This is a genomic window from Marinobacter salexigens, from assembly GCF_002806945.1.
Classification (GTDB): domain Bacteria; phylum Pseudomonadota; class Gammaproteobacteria; order Pseudomonadales; family Oleiphilaceae; genus Marinobacter; species Marinobacter salexigens.
In genome coordinates this window covers 404,497-424,878 of the sequence record NZ_NIHC01000001.1, presented here as the reverse complement: position 1 = coordinate 424,878, position 20,382 = coordinate 404,497, and the positions used below count along the sequence as shown (strand labels likewise).

The 20,382-nt window shown below is 50.6% G+C and carries 24 protein-coding genes and 1 other RNA gene; 8 read left to right on the top strand and 17 right to left on the bottom strand.

The genetic code is table 11. The features are described from left to right. Positions 1-86 precede the first annotated feature (86 nt). A complete protein-coding gene (gene fur / locus CDH47_RS02005; protein WP_100638150.1) occupies positions 87-497 on the bottom strand; it encodes a ferric iron uptake transcriptional regulator in 411 nt (136 codons plus the stop codon). A gap of 122 nt (positions 498-619) precedes the next feature. Between fur and CDH47_RS02000 the strand changes: the two genes are divergently transcribed. Then, complete coding sequence (locus CDH47_RS02000) at positions 620-946, top strand: outer membrane protein assembly factor BamE (RefSeq protein WP_100638149.1); 327 nt, start codon at positions 620-622, stop codon at positions 944-946. Here the strand turns inward: CDH47_RS02000 and CDH47_RS01995 are convergent. From CDH47_RS01995 to CDH47_RS01985, 3 genes are all read right to left on the bottom strand, one after another. Beyond that, on the bottom strand, positions 940-1,233 hold the full coding sequence (locus CDH47_RS01995; RefSeq protein WP_100638148.1) for an RnfH family protein: 294 nt from the start codon (positions 1,231-1,233) through the stop codon (positions 940-942). The genes CDH47_RS02000 and CDH47_RS01995 overlap by 7 nt on opposite strands. Beyond that, a complete protein-coding gene (locus CDH47_RS01990; protein ID WP_100638147.1) occupies positions 1,233-1,676 on the bottom strand; it encodes a type II toxin-antitoxin system RatA family toxin in 444 nt (147 codons plus the stop codon). The genes CDH47_RS01995 and CDH47_RS01990 overlap by 1 nt, the downstream gene beginning before the upstream one ends. Positions 1,677-1,750: 74 nt before the next feature. Beyond that, complete coding sequence (locus CDH47_RS01985; protein ID WP_100638146.1) at positions 1,751-3,370, bottom strand: sodium-dependent transporter; 1,620 nt, start codon at positions 3,368-3,370, stop codon at positions 1,751-1,753. A gap of 179 nt (positions 3,371-3,549) precedes the next feature. Here CDH47_RS01985 and smpB point away from each other — a divergent pair, with 179 nt between their 5' ends. The 3 genes from smpB to ssrA all read left to right on the top strand — a co-directional run bounded on the left by smpB (position 3,550) and on the right by ssrA (position 6,037). Continuing rightward, a complete protein-coding gene (gene smpB / locus CDH47_RS01980) occupies positions 3,550-4,029 on the top strand; it encodes an SsrA-binding protein SmpB (protein ID WP_100638145.1) in 480 nt (159 codons plus the stop codon). 134 nt (positions 4,030-4,163) lie between these two features. Next, positions 4,164-5,564, top strand: coding sequence for a WS/DGAT/MGAT family O-acyltransferase (locus tag CDH47_RS01975; protein WP_100638144.1), 1,401 nt, complete (start codon positions 4,164-4,166; stop codon positions 5,562-5,564). Positions 5,565-5,672: 108 nt separating this feature from the next. Further along, positions 5,673-6,037, top strand: a transfer-messenger RNA (tmRNA) gene (ssrA, locus tag CDH47_RS01970). Positions 6,038-6,081: 44 nt separating this feature from the next. On the opposite strand, the gene CDH47_RS01965 is transcribed toward ssrA, so the two are convergent. From CDH47_RS01965 to CDH47_RS01905, 10 genes are all read right to left on the bottom strand, one after another. Further along, positions 6,082-7,110, bottom strand: a complete 1,029-nt coding sequence (locus CDH47_RS01965) for a phage integrase (RefSeq protein ID WP_100638143.1) — start codon at positions 7,108-7,110, stop codon at positions 6,082-6,084. After that, entirely contained in the window at positions 7,107-8,363 is a 1,257-nt protein-coding gene (locus tag CDH47_RS01960) for a hypothetical protein (protein ID WP_100638142.1), read from the bottom strand. The genes CDH47_RS01965 and CDH47_RS01960 overlap by 4 nt, the downstream gene beginning before the upstream one ends. A gap of 107 nt (positions 8,364-8,470) precedes the next feature. Beyond that, positions 8,471-9,598 (bottom strand): zonular occludens toxin domain-containing protein, encoded by a 1,128-nt coding sequence (locus CDH47_RS01955; RefSeq protein ID WP_100638141.1) that lies wholly within the window; start codon positions 9,596-9,598, stop codon positions 8,471-8,473. A 2-nt stretch (positions 9,599-9,600) separates the two neighbouring features. Beyond that, positions 9,601-9,867, bottom strand: coding sequence for a hypothetical protein (locus CDH47_RS01950; RefSeq protein WP_100638140.1), 267 nt, complete (start codon positions 9,865-9,867; stop codon positions 9,601-9,603). 2 nt (positions 9,868-9,869) lie between these two features. Beyond that, complete coding sequence (locus tag CDH47_RS01945; RefSeq protein WP_153045453.1) at positions 9,870-11,327, bottom strand: hypothetical protein; 1,458 nt, start codon at positions 11,325-11,327, stop codon at positions 9,870-9,872. Between the two features lie 69 nt (positions 11,328-11,396). Then, complete coding sequence (locus CDH47_RS01940) at positions 11,397-11,639, bottom strand: hypothetical protein (protein ID WP_100638138.1); 243 nt, start codon at positions 11,637-11,639, stop codon at positions 11,397-11,399. A 679-nt stretch (positions 11,640-12,318) separates the two neighbouring features. Then, positions 12,319-12,633 (bottom strand): hypothetical protein, encoded by a 315-nt coding sequence (locus tag CDH47_RS01925; RefSeq protein ID WP_100638135.1) that lies wholly within the window; start codon positions 12,631-12,633, stop codon positions 12,319-12,321. 5 nt (positions 12,634-12,638) lie between these two features. Continuing rightward, entirely contained in the window at positions 12,639-12,866 is a 228-nt protein-coding gene (locus CDH47_RS01920; RefSeq protein WP_100638134.1) for a hypothetical protein, read from the bottom strand. 532 nt (positions 12,867-13,398) lie between these two features. Beyond that, positions 13,399-13,992: a hypothetical protein gene (locus CDH47_RS17560; RefSeq protein WP_193601545.1), complete on the bottom strand. Its 594-nt coding sequence runs from the start codon at positions 13,990-13,992 to the stop codon at positions 13,399-13,401. Further along, positions 13,992-14,192 (bottom strand): MerR family transcriptional regulator, encoded by a 201-nt coding sequence (locus tag CDH47_RS01905; RefSeq protein WP_100638132.1) that lies wholly within the window; start codon positions 14,190-14,192, stop codon positions 13,992-13,994. The genes CDH47_RS17560 and CDH47_RS01905 overlap by 1 nt, the downstream gene beginning before the upstream one ends. Positions 14,193-14,328: 136 nt before the next feature. Between CDH47_RS01905 and CDH47_RS01900 the strand changes: the two genes are divergently transcribed. Next, complete coding sequence (locus CDH47_RS01900; protein WP_239985545.1) at positions 14,329-14,574, top strand: DNA-binding protein; 246 nt, start codon at positions 14,329-14,331, stop codon at positions 14,572-14,574. 104 nt (positions 14,575-14,678) lie between these two features. Here CDH47_RS01900 and CDH47_RS17470 read toward each other — a convergent pair whose 3' ends face one another. After that, positions 14,679-15,068, bottom strand: coding sequence for a hypothetical protein (locus CDH47_RS17470; RefSeq protein ID WP_153045452.1), 390 nt, complete (start codon positions 15,066-15,068; stop codon positions 14,679-14,681). A 366-nt stretch (positions 15,069-15,434) separates the two neighbouring features. Here CDH47_RS17470 and CDH47_RS01895 point away from each other — a divergent pair, with 366 nt between their 5' ends. After that, positions 15,435-16,982, top strand: a complete 1,548-nt coding sequence (locus tag CDH47_RS01895) for a DUF726 domain-containing protein (protein ID WP_153045451.1) — start codon at positions 15,435-15,437, stop codon at positions 16,980-16,982. Between the two features lie 82 nt (positions 16,983-17,064). Here the strand turns inward: CDH47_RS01895 and CDH47_RS17510 are convergent, their stop codons facing one another. After that, positions 17,065-17,241: a hypothetical protein gene (locus tag CDH47_RS17510; RefSeq protein ID WP_161494468.1), complete on the bottom strand. Its 177-nt coding sequence runs from the start codon at positions 17,239-17,241 to the stop codon at positions 17,065-17,067. 106 nt (positions 17,242-17,347) lie between these two features. Between CDH47_RS17510 and CDH47_RS01885 the strand changes: the two genes are divergently transcribed. Next, complete coding sequence (locus CDH47_RS01885; RefSeq protein WP_161494467.1) at positions 17,348-17,575, top strand: hypothetical protein; 228 nt, start codon at positions 17,348-17,350, stop codon at positions 17,573-17,575. Positions 17,576-17,757: 182 nt separating this feature from the next. Continuing rightward, on the top strand, positions 17,758-19,317 hold the full coding sequence (locus CDH47_RS01880) for a BCCT family transporter (protein ID WP_100638128.1): 1,560 nt from the start codon (positions 17,758-17,760) through the stop codon (positions 19,315-19,317). 78 nt (positions 19,318-19,395) lie between these two features. Here CDH47_RS01880 and CDH47_RS01875 read toward each other — a convergent pair whose 3' ends face one another. Beyond that, positions 19,396-20,280: a LysR family transcriptional regulator gene (locus tag CDH47_RS01875; RefSeq protein WP_100638127.1), complete on the bottom strand. Its 885-nt coding sequence runs from the start codon at positions 20,278-20,280 to the stop codon at positions 19,396-19,398. Between the last annotated feature and the right edge of the window lie 102 nt (positions 20,281-20,382).

Genomic DNA, 20,382 nt, shown 5'->3' with positions numbered 1-20,382 from the left:
CGCCAACGACTCCCCCTCTCTAACCTGAGAGCTGTTGGGCAGGCTTAGCGGCCTGCCCTTTTTTATTCTTAGCCCTACTTCGAGTTTTAATCCTTGAGGGGTTTTACATAAAGGATCAGGCTATGCTCGACTATTTCATAGCCGTGCTCTTTCGCTATTATCTGCTGACGCTCTTCGATTATATCATCAACAAATTCAATCACCTGCCCTGTCTGCGTGCAGACCATGTGATCATGATGATCCTCACCAGCCATCTCGAATACTGCATGGCCGCCTTCAAAGTTATGACGCAAAACCAGCCCCGCCGTCTCAAACTGAGTAAGTACGCGGTATACGGTGGCCAAGCCCACATCATCACCCTGATCGAGGAGCCGCTTATACACATCCTCGGCGCTCAGATGATGGTCCTTGGCGTTTTCCAGGATGTTGAAGATCTTCACTCTCGGCAGAGTTACCTTGAGACCGACTTTTCGTAGTTCGGCGTTTTCAGATGACATGTTACTATTCACTCTTTGGTGTGCCTCATGGCTTCCGGTATGATGAAGCCGCCATTTAACGGTTAACCCGTGCCACACCTGCCCTTGGCAGGCGATTTCAAGATAGAGGATTTCCTCCGGCGATGCAAAAGCTCATAGCTCTCATTCTCACTTTGACCCTGTCCGGTTGTGTTTTTCCCGGCGTGTACAAAATCAACGTTCAGCAAGGCAACATTGTTACCGATGAAGAGCTGTCTAAACTCAATGAAGGCATGCCACGCAGCCAAGTTCGGGCGCTACTCGGGAGCCCTTTGATGCTGAACCCGGTTGATAGTTCCAGAGAGTACTATGTATACACATTCCAGAGGCGCGGGGGCGACATCGAGGAGCAACGCATCATCGTGTATTACGATGCCGACCGCTATACCCGTTACGAAGCAGAACTTCTGGAGGAAACTCCGGCTTACTGATCGGGCCGGCCCTTCTTTTTAGCCCGGTTCAGCCGCGCCTGCTTTGGATCAATCTGGAGCGGGCGATACAGCTCCACCCTGTCTCCTTCGCGTAACTGATGTTCCGCCGGCTTCTTGATCACCTTGCCAAATATCCCCATATCGATGGAATCCACATCGATTTCCGGGAAGATGCCGGTAATTCCTGACAGCTTGACGGCATCAATTGCAGTTGAGCCCTCTGGCACCTGCACAGGAACAATTTGCTGCTTGTCAGGGCGCGCGTAAGCCACCTCAACTCGAAGCATCAGACTCCTCCTGTGTAGATAGCATCTGCGCGTCGGCAGAAAGCATCTACCATGGTTGTCGCCGCTTGATTGAAAACCGGGCCGAAGGTCATGCGCGAAAGCGAGCCGGAGAATTCGAACTCCAGCGTTAGAATCACCTTACAGGCATTTTCATCCAAGGCCTTGAAGTGCCAACGCCCCTTGAGGTTTCGAAACGGACCATCCACCAGGTTCATTTCAATGGCTTCTGGCATCAGCAACTGGTTGCGGGTAGTGAGTCTGTGGCGAACCCCACCCTTGGCAATTTCCAAAGACGCCATAATCTGCTGGGGGTCCTGCTGGTGGATCTCTGCACCCGCACACCAAGGCAAAAACTCGGGGTAGCGGGCAATATCATTAACCAGATGGAACATGCGCTCTGCGGAGTGCATAACCAGGGCTGTTTTATCAATCTGATGGGGCATTAGAACCGGTTGTCCTGATTACAAACATACTATTAGGCAAATTGCAGCCTCAGCAATAACAGGTACAGCTGCAATCAAATACTATGATAAAGGATATCACCCTCTTTTGGGGCATTTTCAGAGGGCTGCTGGCCTTGCACGTTTTCAGGTGCCTGCTCTGCCGGTAGCAACGTCCCTGCCCCCTTATTGGCTCTCTCCCTGACAACTCCATTATCACCCGTCTCGACGGTGCCAGCCGAATCGCCCCCTCGCTCCTGCAATACGATTCCGGGTGCCGGCTCACACCAAAGTACCTCGCTACCATCAGTGCACAATCCTGCCAGTGAGCTGGCGGTGTAATGGATACCGATATAAGCAGCCACCAAAGGCAACACGAGCCGCATCACCCAGAACCAGATTGCGGCAAAGAGTTGCGGTGTTTTACCCAGCATGGTTTTTGCGAGGTTACGCGTGATGTACCAACCGGTAAACAGCGCAACAAGAATCGCCACCAGCGGAATCATCAAACCGCCGGTTACCAGCTCAAGCCAGCGGAAAACCGTCGCCCCGGCTAATCGGTACTCCGTCCACAGATTGAATGAAAACAGAGATGTCAGCCCTGCGAGCCAAACAGCTAAACCCACCAAAAACACCGACAATCCACGGGGGGCGCCCGTCCATTCGCGGATCCAGCCAACAATCGGTTCAAGTAAAGCCAAAGATGTTGACCATACAATCATCACCACCATAAGAAAAACGGTGGCGGTAATAAACTGACTTGCCGGCAGGTCGCCCAGAGCAACGGGCAGCGAGATAAACAGCAGACTGAAGCCTCGTTCACTATCAAGAGCGCTGCTTTGTGTAGCCATGGCAAAGATCATCAGCCCTGCCAGAATCGCAACCAGGGTATCCATCAGCACAACCGCCAGAATGGACCGCTTAAGCTGCGTGTGAGGCGCGGTATAAGCCCCCAAAATTGCCCACACACCCATCCCCAACCCCAAGGTATAGAACGCATGAAACAGTGCCGCGCTCAGGCTGGCCCAGGTCAGATCCTGTAGATGCATCCCAAGAACTTGGTTGATCGCCCCGTCGAATCGACCGTACCAGGCTGCAAACCCAAACAGTGCAAGCAAGAGAACCAAAGTACACGGCACTACTATTCTGAATGCACGCTCGACACCGCCAACGACCCCCTGGCCCGACACCCATAAAACCATCACCAGAAAGAAAGCGTGCCAGCCCATAAAAGAACGAAACTCCCGCGGGTCCGAAACCAGCCCCGCAAGAATCTCAACGGCCTCCACCTGACCCGCCCCGGAAAACCGCCCCATGGCACCTAAAAACACATAGGCCAGTGCAATAGCCCCAATAACGGCGGTAAACGATAGAACCAGAAAAGCACTCAAGAGACTGAGCCGCCCCACAGCCATCCACGCCCCGGAACGCTTTGCACTGCGGATAAGGCCGTCCATAGCCAGCACAATCCCATGGCGAGCGTGGCGCCCAATGGCGGCCTCGGTAACCATCAAGGGTAGAGTGACCAACAACAAGCAACCGAGATACAGCAAAACAAACAACCCACCGCCATGCAGGCTCGCCAGATAAGGAAACTGCCAAAGGTTAGCCAGGCCAACAGTTGCACCCACAGCGGCCCAGAAGAAGGTTGATTTTCGGGTAAACGACCCGATATGTGTTTGATATGGCGTAGGCATTTTCGCCTCAGAAAGTGTCTGGGCTGATATTGTAGCCGATGGGCTCCTTTTCACACGAACCTGCTGCGCCTTTAGAAGGCCATTTCGTGACCAATCCGGCACTCCTGAGCTACAATGCACGCTTTTCCGACCCACGCACGGTCGGCCCGTTAATTCGTCCGCATCCGGATAATTGATTCATGAGCAAGAAAAAACCCGGTACGCCGAGCAGTACCATCGCCCTGAACAAGAAGGCGAAACACGAATATCATATAGAGGACCGCTTTGAAGCGGGGCTCGTCCTACTCGGCTGGGAAGTGAAGTCATTGCGAGCTGGCAAAGGCCAGATAACCGACGCCTATGTATTGCTGAAAGACGGCGAAGCCTTCTTGCTGGGCTCTCACATTCAGCCCCTTACAGAGGCCTCTACCCACGTAATTGCCGACCCTACCCGCACCCGCAAATTGCTGTTGCACGCCAAAGAGCTCTCCAAGCTGATCGGAGAGACCAGCCAGGCCGGCCAAACATGCGTGCCCCTTGCGTTGTACTGGAAAAACAACAAAGTGAAGTGCGAAATCGCCCTGGTAAAAGGCAAGAAGCTCTTCGACAAGCGCGCGACTGAGAAAGAGCGTGACTGGGACCGCCAAAAACAACGAATCCTGCGTGGTGCCAACACCTGACACAGGGCTTTAACTGCCAGTTTTCCTGACCCGGGTCACAAGGGTCGGGTACACTGTGTTGCATACTCCTTCTATACGCACCTTTATCTATTCTGCCTATACTGCAGTTTCGGTGTACATCCGAGGGAGGATCCATGTCACCTAAACGAACTCCGATGACGGCAGTTGACCGCTCGTGGTTGCGGATGGACTCTGCCAGCAACCCGATGATGATTTCTGCCGTTCTGGCATTCGATAAACCGATCGCCATCAACCGGCTAAAGCGCATTCTCAATGAACGGTTTCTGCGCTTTCAGAGATTCCGCCAGAGGATTGTTGATGAAAACGACAAGCTTTACTGGCAAGACGACCCACTCTTTCATTTAGACAATCACCTGCACCAGATAGCCCTCCCCGGGAAAGCCGGCAAAGCGGAGCTTCAGGCGCTAACCAGCGACTACAACAGCACCTCCCTGGATATGCGTCACCCCCTGTGGCAAATTCACTACATAGACAATTACCAAGATGGATGCGCACTTCTGATACGCATCCACCATTGTATTGCCGATGGCATTTCCCTTGTGCGTGTATTGCTATCACTCACCGACAAAACACCGGAGCCGGACAACAAAAAAATACCCAAGGCTCGGGCCCGGAAACTTCCTCCATCGTCAGCCATTAGCCAGATCCTGCACCGAGCTTTAGACACTACCGAAGCCGCAGCACAGCAGGCCCGCTTGTTGGTGCAATCAATCAGGGAAGAACCAAACTACCCATTAAAACTGGCCAGTACCGCCAGCGGCGTTGCGGTAGACCTACTCAAACTGGGGTTTTCGCCGTTCGAGCCAAAAACCGGCTTGAAACAACCACTGTCCGGGCGCAAACAGGTTGCATGGGCGGAGCCCCTGGATCTGGCGGAAGTAAAGGCCTGTGCAAAAGCACTGGGCGGCACCATTAATGATGCGCTGCTATGTGCGACAACCGGCGCCCTCCACAGGCACTTCAAAGCAAGCAAGGAAGTTATTCCGGATTGCGGGATCCGTGTCGCGGTACCCTTCAACTTGCGACCGCTTGATCAGCCGATCGAAACCCTGGGCAATCAGTTCGGCCTGGTATTGGTAAGCTTGCCGGTTGAAATCGCAGACCCCATAATGTGTTTCCGGCAAGTGCAGGAAAACATGAATCGCCTCAAGCAATCCTATCAGGCCCAGGTTACTTACAGCCTGCTGGACCTGTTCGGGCGCGGCCCCGACATTCTGGAACGACGCGCCCTGGACCTGCTCAGCAACAAAGCTTCTGCAGTACTCACCAACGTACCCGGCCCCAGAGAACCTGTTTATTTGGCGGGCAGTAAACTGGTACAACCTATGTTCTGGGTACCACAAAGCGGCAATATTGGTATCGGCATGAGTATTTTCAGTTATGCCGGCACCGTGCAGTTCGGCATTACCGTAGACAAAGCCATTCACGCAGACCCAAATGCCGTGATGGAATACTTCCGGGAAAGCTTCGAAGCCCTAAGCCACGTAGCTTTGGCGGGGCGTCAGGGCGCATAGACCCCAAGGTATTCCATGCGGCAGTAAAAGCTTTAAAACCTTGCCTGTGCAAAATAACAACAAAGACCCCTTGAAGTTGAGCAAGGCGGCCACATATACTGAGAGTAAGGGGACGACATGGCTTCGACGCTGGTGGCGAACCCTTGGGTGCATGTCGAGATGGCAGCCAATCTCGTTAATCCAAAGCTGCAATGCAATAGTCGCAAACGACGAAAACTACGCACTAGCAGCCTAAGGGCCGCTAGTCGTCCTGACTGGGTCGCCCGTAGCCCAGAGCTACATCTCAGGACGTCATCGCTTACGGGATGCTCCGTTAACCAGAGTTCACTGTTTAACGGCTAAGATTTAAAGAACTCGCCTCTTGCACCCTGGCCTTCGGGTCGCTAGAGGTTAAAACAATAGAAGGACATAAACATGTAGATCTCAAGGCCTAGTGCTGGCGGACGCGGGTTCAATTCCCGCCGTCTCCACCAATCAAGCAGAATTAAGCTCCTGATATCAGGGGCTTTTTTCGTTTTTAGGAAGGGGTTTTTTGTGTCAGTGTCAACGGAACGTCAACAGCGGCAAACGGATTAAGCCTAACAGCATCCTCCAGGTGATCAGGTGCAAGATGGGAATAGCGCATGGTCATGTTGATAGTAGAATGACCGAGAATCTTTTGAAGTGTAAGGAGATGACCACCGCCCATAATAAAATGGCTGGCAAAGGTATGGCGCAGAATATGAGCGCACTGGCCCTGAGGAAGCTGCACGCCAGACCGTTCAACCGCCCTCCTAAAGGCCGAAATAGTGGACGTACCGAAACTGCCCCACTCCTCCAGGTGATAAACAATCGCGGTATAAAGCGACTGGGAAACCGGAACCGTTCGATTACGACCCGACTTAGTAAGATGGAAGGTGACGCGGTAAGGTTTAACACGATCGAGAATGAGCGATTCAGCTTCAGACCACCTAGCGCCCGTTTCAAGCGATATCCTTGCTACAAGGTACACGTGTGGATTTTGGGAACGCTCCTGCAATTCGCCAAATATCTTTTTCACCTGGTGATGATCGAGATAGCCCATTTCACGCTCAGGGACAGCTATTGGGCGAATGCTGGAAAACGGATTTTCATAGTGAATATCTTTTGTCCTAACTAACTCGTTAAACACAGCATTGATGTAGCCTAATTCGTTATTGCACGTTTTCGGACTAATTCCATTCTGAATACGCAACGCACGATAAACCGTAAAGTCACGAGCTTTAAGCTTTTGGGCTACAGGATCGGAAAGCGCATCAGCCATGCGCAACAAATGACGATAGCGTCTATCACCATCCCTAAGAAACTTGCCATGACTCTGAAACCAGACCTGGACAAGCTGGGAAAGATGCCGCTTATCTTTGGTTAGAAAAGACGATAACTCAGGATCAGTATGCTGAGACATTAGAAGGCGCTCGAACCTCAAAGCCTCCGCTTTGGAATCAAAGGTTTTACGAACACGCTTACGGCCCCGACCACCTGGCTGAATATCGACATGCCAACGCCCCGTACGAAGCTTTTTAATCACGAGGCAACCTTGGTTAACAAGCGCCGCCGAATCATACCATCTTCAATGAGCTTGAATAACTCGTTTTTATCTACACCCCGGTTCCGATAATAGGCTGATAAATCATCCCAAAGGCCGGAGGTTTTGAGGCAATCCCAAGCCTGCCGGGGGTTGAAATGGTTGCGAGCATAAACGCTTAACAGATTGCCGAATGCCAGAATAACGTTCTTTTCGTTGCCGCAACCCGGCTCCTTTTTTACGCGTTTGTAAGCCAGACTAGGGGCAACCCAACCAAAGGAAACATCATCGCGAAGCTTTGTCCAAACCGGGTGAACAAGATCTCGCTTGACCTCATAACGGTTACGCTCCAAGGCATAGCGCCAGAGGCCGGTGAGGTGAGGAACCGCCCCAGCAAAATCAACGATCGGCTTGATTTCGGTACCCTGCCAAATTTCGTTAACAATACGATGATGGAAACGGATTTCGAGACGCCAGACCGGCTTTTCTGGATCGTAACAGCTATCAGGGAACGACTGTTCGTTAACAGCACACTCCCAGATACCTTCCATGAAAGCCCGCTTATCGGACACATCAACCTCCTTAGACTTATCATAGATACAAGTCTGAAGGCTGTTTGCCTTGCCAAAGGTATAGGTTTCACCACGACCATTAATGGTTGAACCACTCTCCCACTCAAGAGAGCTAATGCCGTTATGAACACTGACAGTTTTTGCGCGTGTTACAAATGATTGCGCAAAGTCTGATGGTGGCTCCCAGCCCTGCAAATCAACCGCAAGATGAATAGCTACACCAGAAGGCTCCATGCTTGTCAGAAAAGACCGACCCCAGAACATAAGCTCCTGGTGTATCTGATCGCTAGAGCGCTCATAAAGCCACCTGGGCGATGTTTCAATCTTTACGTGTGTGCCCTGGCTATCTGCCTCAGCATAGAAATTCTGAATAAGAATGGTAAGACCATACTCACGATTCTGAAGTATGTAACGGAACCCACCACGACGCCCTGACATAACGTAAAACAGAGTATTATTAACCGAAATTGTCGCACCATGGCCCGTGTCATAAGCAGCAGCCACTTCAGCGAGCAATTCGGGCTTTAAACGACCCTGAAAGAGCTGGCGAACGGTATCGACGCCAGACCAGAGGACGTTCAAACCGGAGAGATTAACCTGATGTGCACCAGGGCCAACGAACAAATCGCCCTTGCCAACTTCACCAGTTGAGATATCTAACCGCTCATAATCACGAATTGCCATAATTGTGGTTCTCTGTGTTGCTAACGATGCTTATGTTGTTATCTATAAGACGTGTTACAGGGACGTCTAAACGGTGATCAGGCGCGTGATGGTCGCTCCGCTCGCATTCACGCGCCTGATCCCGTTTTGTTCGCTGCCATAACCTCAGTCCCGGCAGAACGCTCAATTTCACGGACAGGCTCACGAAAACTGTAATAAGTGACCAAACTGCCCTGGATCACACAGTAAGCCTCACCTGTTTTGATGAACCGGGAACAATTACGCGAATGAATCTTGCGCGTACCCGTCTCACCCCATACCCAGTAAACGCCGTTAACCTCGCCAACGATGCGCCACTGATCCGACAGGGGAAGCCAGCCGGGCTCAATCTCGAAGTTAGACTGGTCCATAGCTCTGGCAGGTAAAGAAGTTCGTTGATAATTCCCTGGTGAGTTAGTACGAGGTGCAATAGAGGAGCCAGAGGAAGACTCAGAAGGAAGCGACTGGTTTGATTCAGGCTCGCCTACATCAAAATAGCTGTAGACGTTATAAATGCCCCAGGACGCAATAACCAGAACCGCGGGAATGCCGATTTTTATTAGCGGGTGCTTCAGAATGTTAGCACGATCATCGGCTTTCTCTTCCATACCTGCCGCAAAATCGGTTTTGTTGCGGGTGTGGCTCTTATAGTACTGATAAATTTCAGGCTTGTAGGAACCATAGAGCTGGCGCATGGGTTTACCAGGCTTCTGGCCCGTGGCAGCGCCCATATACACATCAACACGATACTTTTTATTTTGGCCTATGGCAGTAAGCTTAACGGCTCGATAGGTTTCCTCAATAAGCTGGCGAACGAACATTGCCAACTGAGACAAGTCTTGCGTGACCAGGACAATCTCATTTGTTCGACCATCATCACCAACCGCATGACGATGCTCAGTGAAAAACTCTTTTTGGCACTGGGGCATGTTTACGGACTTGGAGCCGTTTTTCCAAAAGCGCCATGCCTCGTCGATAATCCAGATAACGCCAGAAGGGTGACGATCCAGGCTAAAAAAATCTGGATCATCTTCTGCCTGCTTATTGTCGAATATCGTTACTTTTGCGCCTGGAAAATCATCAGAAAGCCGTCCGAGCTTTAACGGAATGTTTGTAATTATGTGACGCTTGGATTCCAGAGCAGGGAGAATAACATTCTCAACTACACCATAAGACTTTCCAGAACCAGGCAAACCCGAATAACCAACGATGGACATAATCAGCCACCTATAAACGGAATACGACGAAGAACAAAGCGAGCAGTTAAGGCCGATAACGCAGCGGCAAGGCCATAAGGAACTTCCATTACAGTAGTGAAATAAAGAACATCAGAACCTAAACCAGAAGACGCGGATACAGGATCAACCATATCAATTACAGGTATCCAACTAAGAAACAGCTCCAAAATATCCACGACAACAGAAAACAACCAGCGCGGAATAAATAAAACGATACCAATAAGAGCATCTAAAAAAGACTGAAACATAATCAAGCCCTCAGAAAAATAAACACTGCCACAACTGTCCAGAAAAACATAAACAAGCCTGAAAGTTGCGCCCTATAATTCTCGAAAATGGAACAATGTATATCCATTGTATGAGCAGACCAAAACTCATTGGCCGGAAACGTATAGACGGGACAACTGGAACTACTAGCCAGTGTCGGCACTGATGACACGGATTGGATAGTTGGATGTTCAAAAAACGCTAAAGAAAGGCGATCAATAGTTTCCGTAAATTCTGGAGCCGAACCAAGGCCCTCCAGAGAAAAACCGCCTTCAGGAGCGCTCAACGAATCGTTAATTTCTTTCAACGAATTAGCGGAACTGCCGGTGTTTTTTTCAATATCACGAAGGGAACGATTACCCTTGCCGGTCAATTCATTAAGTTTATTAGCAGCGCCCTCAAGATTCTTTAAACTTTGATTACCTTCAGACTGACCCTTATTAAGCTTATCAAGCTGCTTACGGTTAATATTTGGATCACTATCAGGGTTATATGTATCAGGCTCACCGTCGCCCGTAGTATCCTCGTTAGGCTCTTCCGGTACCTCAGGATCCTCAGGTACATCAGTTAATGGCAGACAGGCAAAACCGTACTCATCCATGGACGCAATATAATTGGATGAGCCTTGCTGACACTGAGGAACGCCATAATCCTCAGGGATGCAACGCAATTCACCATTCACAAATCCAACTTGACCAGGCTTATCACCAGAACACTGATCAAAATCGCCACACGCATTTATTGGCGGCTTTCCGTAACCAAGAACCACCTGACCACGATAATCAGGGCTATCTTTCGAACACTCGTTATCAGGCTCAGGTTCACCAACACAAACACCGTTAATTGATCCTAATGAACATTCGTTATTGCAAAAATACTGACCACCAACAGGCACAGACAACTTCCCAACCTCTAAACACTCAGCAGGCTCTGCAATCAACATGCACTCGTAAGGAGCCGCTATAGATGAACCAGAATCAGGAGAGTAAATACCGGGCGAGCGGACGTGATCTGAGCTACACATACCACACGAAGTATTAGGTAAAATTGCCCCCTCATGTGTTGGGAAATCATCACAGTAAGGGACTTTTTGACAATAAAAAGAATTTGGGCTCTGTGCAGTTTTACCGTTCAAAGGCCACGTATTATAATGATTGTCCCATTGAATGCTATATTCAGGATCAGAACAGAATGCAACAACAAGATAGCCTGGTGAACTGCCGTCAGTATAGTAACTGTGTTCAACTTCCATGCATTGGTGATCCTCTTTACCAATGCCACGATGGTAATTACAGTCTTTAATGTTGGTATCACTTGGTTTAAAACGTGTTACTTTTGCATTTTCAGCAAATGATAAACTCGATAAAAAAAGGAGAAAAAGAATCAAACATCCTTGAAAAGATAAACGCACAATGACGCCCCCATTAAGAAGAATGTCCAATCCCAAAGTTCTGCCATGTTTCACCTAGTAAGAAAAAAGCCACGGCTACTAACCGTGGCGGGGATTTGATTAGCGAATCATGCTCAACAGGAGATTTGCACCACGCCGGACTACATAGAACCCGAAGAGAACGCCCACAATCGCGATGATTGCAGTTTCTTCGCCGGAGAAGTCCAGGCCCGCTGTCATAGCAGCCCAATCAGCAGCATTGGCGGAGCCAGCTGCAAGGAAGGTAGCCGGAACGGCTGACCAGATAGCAACTTTTCCAGCGTACTTACGCGCCTTAGCCGCTTGCATTTTTTTTGCGTTCATTTTTGTTACCTCACCATTTTAAGAACATGACGACCGCCCCATGCGAGCGCCATAAGTGGCAATGTCATGCTGAAGCCATGAAATATGGCTTCAGTTGCCATTAGCCCCGTGTACTCGACAGGTGCCGTGTACACGATCTGCGTGACGGTGCCTAAGCAGTCCCAGCCGGTGGCTGCTACCGTCCAGTCACCGTCACACGCGATCAGTTTGCCCATTGAGCAGCCTCAAACACTTCCAGGGCATTGATGAAACCGTGAGCATCACCGAGCAAGAAACCTACCGTAAAGGCTGCTAAGGTCACAAAGAGGAAGGTTTTCATTATGTTTTGCTCTCCTTTGATTCCGTTTAAGCTCTGAAAAACAGGCTTTGCAGGGTTGCTGAATATCAACTGTTTTCCGATCTTTGCGCTTGCTGGTGTAAAAGAACTCAGGATCTTGAGGCCAGTATTCTTTACACCTGGTGCAGCGGCGCTCAGTACCTAATTCTGTTAGTAGGGTTTTGGGCAATCTCATTATTAGCCTCCACAACAGGACAACCATATTCCTGGAAGTAGTCAGAAACAGACTCTTCAGCGATATATGCGAAGACGGTAAACCCACCCAATAAGCCCGAAAAGAGAACGGCAAGGTAAGCGCCCAACGTATTCAGCAACCATATCCAGGACATGAGTCATTACCCCTTAACTAACTTTCTTCTGTGGTTCAGAAGCCAGTTTTTGACCAGGAACCACACCAACGATGTAGGGCTGACTTTTGCCGTTAGCGGCCTTTTTGATCATGGCTACCAGTTTCACGTTATCGCCAGGCTTAAAGTTTTCGGCCTTGAGCTGTTCAAAAACCTGAGGCTCTGCCGAAATCTTGGTTACTTCCAGGCCCAGGGTATTTTCTGCGTTATCACCCATTGGATGCTGACCGGTGAAAATACTGCAAAAGGTGCGACCTTCTACGGTGACCTTGTTGCAAGAAAATACTGTGGATGTCATTTCAAATTGCATGGTTATTACTCCGCGTTTTTGGCCGATTTATAGGCATTTGCTTTATTGAGTTTTGGGTTTTGCTTGTTGACATCAAACAGGGCCAGGTAAAGGCGCTGCATCAGTTCAGCCTCACGTTCTCGATATGACAGTTCAAACGTGGGGCTATGGCCAAAGGCCAATTCTTTTCGCCAGAAGGTAACGCTCTGGTTAAGGGCAATCATGTGGCGTTCAAAAAGACGCTGAAGAATCAAGGCTTCAGAATCCGTAACCGTTAGCGCAACCCCTCCGGGGTGGGCTCTAGTCGCTTTGCTCCCCGCGCCTAAGGTCGCGGCCCTTACGGGTGACGATCCCGGTTGCCTGCCGCGCTCCGCTTGCCTCGATTGCTCACAGCTCGGAATCAAAGGGGGGGCCTCCCCCCTCGTCAACGTCTCCGCTCTATTACGGGCAACGTGAGGCACGTCATGCCCAGCGCAAGGCCAAGCGCTACGCGTGCTGCGCAGCCTTGCGCCGGTCATGCCGAACCTCCCTTGGGGCCCGTGAGCGGCGACGATGACGAGGGGGGGGCTTCAATACTTTGGTCAGGAACTTGATCACCCGAAAAACCGAAATCAGGACAGCCAGCATGGAGCCAGGCCGCGAGTACGGAACCGGAAAGTGTCCAAAGATCAGTACCTCTAGAGAAAGCCTCCTTTTCAAGGGCGAGCTTTACGGATGTGGTGGACTGGACGTAGAAACGCTTGTCCTTGTCTTCAATATTGGTTTGCCTAGGAGGGATGCGAGGCATTATGAAACCTCCTGGACTAGGTCAGCCGAAACAAGCGGAATCCAGTGTTTTGCACCATGATAGGAATCACCACCGTATGCTTGCCACTGATTACCAAACTGATCAATAGCAATGCAGCCAGGCTCCCAACGCTCAGGATTGCGAAGTTCATCCATCCAGCCCGACACCACTTCATCAAAAATAATGACAAAACCACCGGAATAGCCGCGATCCTCACGGAATTCAGAAGAAAGACGGAAGTAGTAAGAAGAATTATGAAGCTCAGAAGAGTATTCAACTTGAGGTAAAGGAAGATCAAAATCTAAAACTGGATCGAGCTTCAAACCCTTAAATGCCTGGCAAGCTTTGAGCATGGCGAAAGCTTCAAATGTCTTGCAATCGGAAACCATAAACTGAGAAAAAAGGGAAATAAGCTTACAACCGTACTTGTATAGGTCAGTATCAAACCCTAAAAAAGCATCCTTAAAGCCGTGAAGCTTTGTACCAATACGGGCAGACTCTTCGTAATGACGAGCGTCCCATAAATCGCAAGAAAGCAAAAAAAGCTGATCCATCTCTTCTTTCTTTTCGGCACGAATGTCAGCGGTGACCATTAGAACTCCTCCTTTTCCAGAGCTTCCTGAGAAAGAGCAGCAACATTAACCAGGCGAGGCTTGCCAATTTTGATTGACGGAAGGTGGCCTTTTTCGATCATGCCCCGTACCTGACCCTCAGTAAGGCCAGACAACTGGGCAAAGCGCTCTTGCGTCATTACCGGAATTCCTGCCATGAAAACCTGTTTCTGTTCGTCCACTTTTCTACACTCTGCTACACTGTTCTACATGAACACTCAGATAGAGAAATTGCCTTACTGAGTAACTTATACTTATTATAGCCAAATGAGTAAAATGTACTAATTTAAAATACCTATGATAATAGATAGAGTGATAGTGCTTTTTGACACCCTGAAAATTACGTCTAAAGGAATGGAAGACCTAACAGGAATAGACAGATACAAATGGGGAAACATCAGGGGCAAAAAACAGAAAATTAACGAGGACTACCTGGAAGCACTAGCTGAGGTATTCCCTCAGTTCGCGTATTGGATAATGACAGGGAAGACAATCCCAGAAGCAGGGCAAATCAGCCCAGAAATGGAAAAGGCAAGATCAGAGCACAACCTGAAAATAGGATAGGGTTTGCCCTGGCAGCTCGAATAGCCGCCAGATGGGGAAGCACCTAGACAACAAAAATAAAGGACGGTCGGAAAGTCGCCTAACTGAGTGGTGGCGACTCAGGTTCATTTATAAGCAGTAACACTATGTCTATAACGAGAACAGGCAGCATCACGATAACCCAAACTTTCAGGATCATGATCCTTACGATACTGCTTAGTCCAAAAGTCACACATACGCCTGTTCTGCTCAATAGCAGAATCAGAAAAGACACGCTCTCGCTTCTGGACTGGCTGAGGAGCTGGAAGAACCGGAGTAACGGAACGAGAAGACCGAGACTGAACAACTTGAGAAGGTGGACTAACCAAAGAACGCTGACTCTGTAAACGATCACTCAAACCGTTAACCAAAGCACCTAAAAACAGAGCCCAAACAATCCAACCGATAATAGAAACAACAAACCAAGAAACAATGTTCCCGAGCACTACCGCCCAAAAAACCTTCCAAAATGACATGACTACCTCCCTATAGCTTTAGATAGGATACTAGCCAAGGTGTCAACAAAGTGTCCACCGCGTAGCGCAAAATTGTGTTGATGTGTGGTAAGAGAAAAAGCAAGATACTGAAAACACTAATACTGTGGCTTTGAGTGGCGGAGAACATAACGGCAACGCGGGTTCAATTCCCGCCGTCTCCACCAAATCCTAAAGGTGAACTGGTTTCCAGTTCACCTTTTTTATTGCCTGCAACCCGAGCACAGCTGTAATCAGCCCCGCTACATGACGTTACACTATAGCGACACATCACCACTTGCTACTAATCCGGCCATTAGCAATGCTCTCTGCAATCTAATAAATATCTCCGCAGATTGAGAGGCTTGCATGTTTAACCGGTTCAAAGATCAGCTGGATAGCGCAAAAATCAAAGCTGAAAAAGCTTTGAGTGAAGGTCGTGAACAGCTGTCCAAAACATACGTCGACGTTTCAGGCCAATTAAAAGAGCGTCTAGAAAAAGAAGATCCTGAAAACTTGGAAGCGTGGTGCTCCTGGTGCGGAGAATACTCTTCACATACGCTAACGGTAGCACGCAAAGTTGCTCGGTCCACCTATCAGTGCAGTGGTTGTTTCTTACCTACAGTCGGTTGCCGGTACTGTGAGAATATGGCCAAGGCCGCGAGTCTAGAGGTGAAAAACAGCGAGCTGGAGAGTGAGCAATCCGGGAAAGTTGGAAGCTTCTTCAAAGATAACTGGTCTAATGAGCTCTGCTCGGAGCACGATGGCACAACCCCGGACTTCAGCAAAGCACGCGATACGATCGAAGATCTTTCCGGCTTTTCGGAGCTTATGAAGCCCAAGCAGAAGAACATCTATGGTGCCGCAAAAAGAGGCGCAGCAATCGCCGGTGGTGTCGCTGCCGTTGGCACCGGAGCTGTTTTTGCTGCACCAGGTATTGCTGCCGCACTCGGCACTACCGGTATTTTAGGTGCCGCCGGGACAGGCACTGCAATTTCCTCTTTGTCCGGCGCAGCATTAACCAGCGCAGCTGTTGCAAAACTAGGGGTTGGTGGATTAGCAATTGTGACAGCTGCTGGCGCAGGCTTAGGCGGAAAAGCGGGCTTCGGCATTGCCGGTTCATACCTCAAGGACATCCCTGATTTTGACTTCACACCGCTTCGCGCGTTAAAGACAAATCTCAACCATCAAACCATTGTTGTGAACGGTTTTCTTACGGAAAATGATCGAGATACAACAGATTGGACCACCGCTCTCGCAGAACACCAAACAGACAGCCAACTATGGCACCTGAATTGGGAAGCAAAAACTTTGCGGAAACTAGGGTCATTCGTTGGCAATCTCAGCAAGAACGTCGCTGCCAAGCAAACGGCAAAGATCGGGATTGCGGCTGCATCCAAGCGCTTAGCCGGTTCAGTCAACGCTGCAGGCTGGGCATATACCGCCGCAGACATGGTGGGCAACCCATGGCATTCAGCTATGTTTAACGCAGAGAAAACGGGGGCTCTGCTTGCCGAAGCTATAAGTCGTACCGAAGGTCAATCGTTCACGTTGATCGGACATTCCTTAGGTGCAAGGGTGGTGTTTTTCGCGCTTATGGCCCTTGCAACCAAAGAACAGCAATATATCGAAGATGCCGTCCTTGTAGGTGGAGCCGTCGGGCGTGACGAAAGAACATCCTGGCTAGATGCCTCTTCAGCTGTTAAGGGCACCTTGTACAACTGCCACTCTGACAACGATGACGTACTAAGGTTTTTATATCGCACCGCTAATGCCGGCCTCTCCTCACCAGCAGGGCTTGGCCCAGCAGTAGTAGGCGCACGCAACCTCGACTGCACTGACTTTATAACTGGGCACAATGTGTGGAAAGAAAACCTACCAAAGGTCTTACAGAGAATTGAGACCTGCCAAGCATAGGTAGGTTCACAATACGGGCTATGATCCGGGGCGGGCGGTGCCGTAAATTGGGCACCGCTTCGCGGAAGGTTCATCAACCTTGTCAATGGCGTGGCAACACCCCGGTCAACCCCGCCTCGCCTGCCGCCTGTACGCATTCGGTGATACCCCGGTCCACCGAATAGAACTTCGGGTGAATGCATTGCGCTCGGAGTAGCGCAATATCCACCAGCGCCAGATTGGTCTCCCGCAAATATCGCTCTGCGATTTCGCGTTTCACTGCAGCAATATCCAAATACTGCTCAGATAACAGCCTGCTTATTCGTCGGCGCACCTCGTTAACCAACCAGAATTTTCAAGGCAGGCACGCAAGTAGCGAATCGTCCGTGCCTCCAGCATGGTCAGAAGAGGAAGTTGCCAGCGCTATTTCGGGGCCGGTTCTGAGCAAGCAACTGCTGGAGCACTACCTGCCCTGGCAAGACGAGATTCTCGGCAGGCTACCCAATACCGTGCCTGCCTTTTTCCTGTGCATGGCCCGCAGTGCTCACGGCCCGCAGGCCAGGGTCGAGATAACCGTGTGTTTGTGGTGCAGTTTGATACCGAGGAAGACGTAAAAACCATGCTGGTTTCGCCATCAGACCATGGGCGAAGCGCGGCATGGCCAACTGCATACCCCCGCTTGAGGCGGGGAAGCCAAGCGGCTGCAATCAGAGGAAAAAAGCGCCTGTAGACATTGGTATTAACAGGCGTTTTATGGCAATGTCCGCGCCGGCGTTTATTAAAAAAGGTTTAGTTTATGATTAAGGGTAATGAAAAATCAGGCGGAGACTATTCCATAGCTCAGCTTGGTGACCCGGTGGTACTCACCCTCAGCGTGGGCTTTATTGCCCTGTTTGTGGGCTTTTCTCTGTTCGATATTAAAGGCGTGGCCGAACTGATCGGTAACGGCTTCGCCTGGACCGCCAAGGTGTTTGGCACCTACTTCCAGATATTGCTGTTGGCAACCTTCTTTATTGCCATTGGTCTGGCGTGCACCCCCGCAGCCAAAGCCAAAATCGGCAACCTCGACAAGCCGGAGATGAGCACCTTCCGCTGGCTGTCCATCATTATGTGTACCCTGCTGGCCGGTGGTGGCGTGTTCTTCGCAGCTGGCGAGCCTATCTATCACTTTGTGGTCACACCGCCTGCCTTTACCACAGAGCCGGGCACGGCTGAAGCCGTTTCCAAGGCGCTGGCACAGTCCTTTATGCATTGGGGCTTTCTGGCTTGGGCCGTTCTCGGCACTTTGGCGGCGATTATTCTGGCCCACGCCCACTATGTACAGGGCAAGCCTCTGCAGCCCCGTACGCTGCTGTATCCCGTGTTTGGTGAGCGCATCATGAGTGGCTGGCTGGGCAGTGTGGTCGACGCCTGCTGCGTGATTGCCATTGTGGCGGGCACCGTTGGCCCCATCGGCTTTCTGGCAACCCAGATGAGCTTTGGCCTGAGTGAACTGTTTGGTCTGACCGACGGCATCACCACACAAATGATCATTCTGATTGCACTGGCGCTGATCTACGTAACCTCGGCGGTTACCGGGGTGCACCGGGGCATTCAGTTCCTGAGCCGGATGAACGTGTTTCTGGCACTGGCCATTGGCGCCATTATTTTTGTCTTTGGCCCCACGCTGTACTTCACCAACACTTACTTCCAGAGCATGGGTGAGTATGTGTCGTCGTTCATGGCCATGGCGACTATGACGGCAGATACCGCCCCAGGCTGGTGGATGCAGTGGTGGACGGTGTTCTTCTTTGCCTGGTTTATCGGTTATGCACCACTGATGGCCATTTTTGTGGCCCGCATTTCCCGGGGCAGGACCATTCGCGACATGATTCTGGCCGTTGCGGTAATGGCACCGATTGCCACTACTGTCTGGTTCACCTTGCTGGGTGGCTCGGGTATCTACTACCAGATGACCGGTGAGATTGATCTGACCGAAGCCCTGAACAACTTCCGCTTTGACGTAGCAACGCTCACCGTGGCCCAGGCATTGCCGGGCGGCAGCTTTATGGCTCTGGCGATTCTGGTACTGACCACCGTGTTTGTGGCCACCACCGGTGATTCCATGAGCTATTCCATTGCCGTGACCAGCACCGGACACGACCAGCCCAACACCTTTGTGCGTGCCTTCTGGGGCATGGCGATGGCTGGCATGGCCGCTATTCTTCTGTATATGGGCGCGGGCCAGATTGGCGTGTTGCAGCAGTTCATCGTGATCACCGCTATTCCGGTGTCGTTCATTCTGCTGCCCTCTCTGTGGCTGGGGCCTAAGGCCGCCTACGCTATGGCCAGGGAACAGAAGCTGATCGCCGACTAAGCAATACGGTAAGCTTCTCTTGTGTCTCCCGAACGCGTTCTGCTTTCGGGAGGCGACAAGAAAACACCCCACAAGCAGTCACCCTTCCTTATATCGTAACTTCTCCAGCACGAATGCCTGCATAGCCTGCGCAGCAGGGCTGAGCGTTCGATTTGCGGCTTTTACCAATCCAATTTTACGCACCACAATGGGATCGCTTAGCGGAATGAACCGCAGGTTGGCGCTGTGCTCGGGGAACGCCAGTCGCGGCAGGGTTGTTATGCCAGCACCCGCTTCCAGCATGGCTATCAGCGAGATCATATTGGAAATGTAAAAGGCGCTGTTCTCCACCAGTTCTGTAGCGGCCGTACCCATCAACAGGCGGGATGTCCCGTTTCGAATCAGCTTTTCACCCTGCAAACTTTGCCAATCCAAAGCCTGTTTTTCGGCAAAGGCATGGTCGTGGCGACACACCACACCCACCTTGTCCTCAAATAGATGGGTATACTCCAACTCTTCGTCACTCTGCCAAAGGCTGGTAATGCCCAGATCAACCTCACCATGAGCCACCATCTGGCACACATAGTGGGCGTTCTCATCATGCAGGCTGATGTTGAGGCCCGGAAAACGGTCAATAAACTCTGCCAGAAATGACGGCATGATGCGGCTGGCTACTGAGGGCACAGTAGCAATGTGTATATGGCCTTCCTGCCCGTCGGCCTGACTGACCACATCTTTTGCGGTTCGATCGTGCTGGCTCACCAGGTCACGGAACCTCGGCAGGCAGTACTCACCAAACGGCGTTAACCGGTTTTGAACGCCCCGCTCAAACAAATTCTGCCCCAAGCGATGTTCCAACTCCCGAACGGCCATGGAGATTGCCGGTTGGGTTCGGTGCAAGCGTCTGGATGCCCCATGAAAGCTCCCCTCCTCCACCACTGTAATCACATAACGTAACTGCTGAATCTTGAGCTCTGGCAACATAAACCCCACCTGATAAGCCTTTCTTATCACTCAATCTTTATAATTGATTATTCTTATTATTACATCTTGACTAGTATGAATGCACCGTAAATAAGGAGGTCT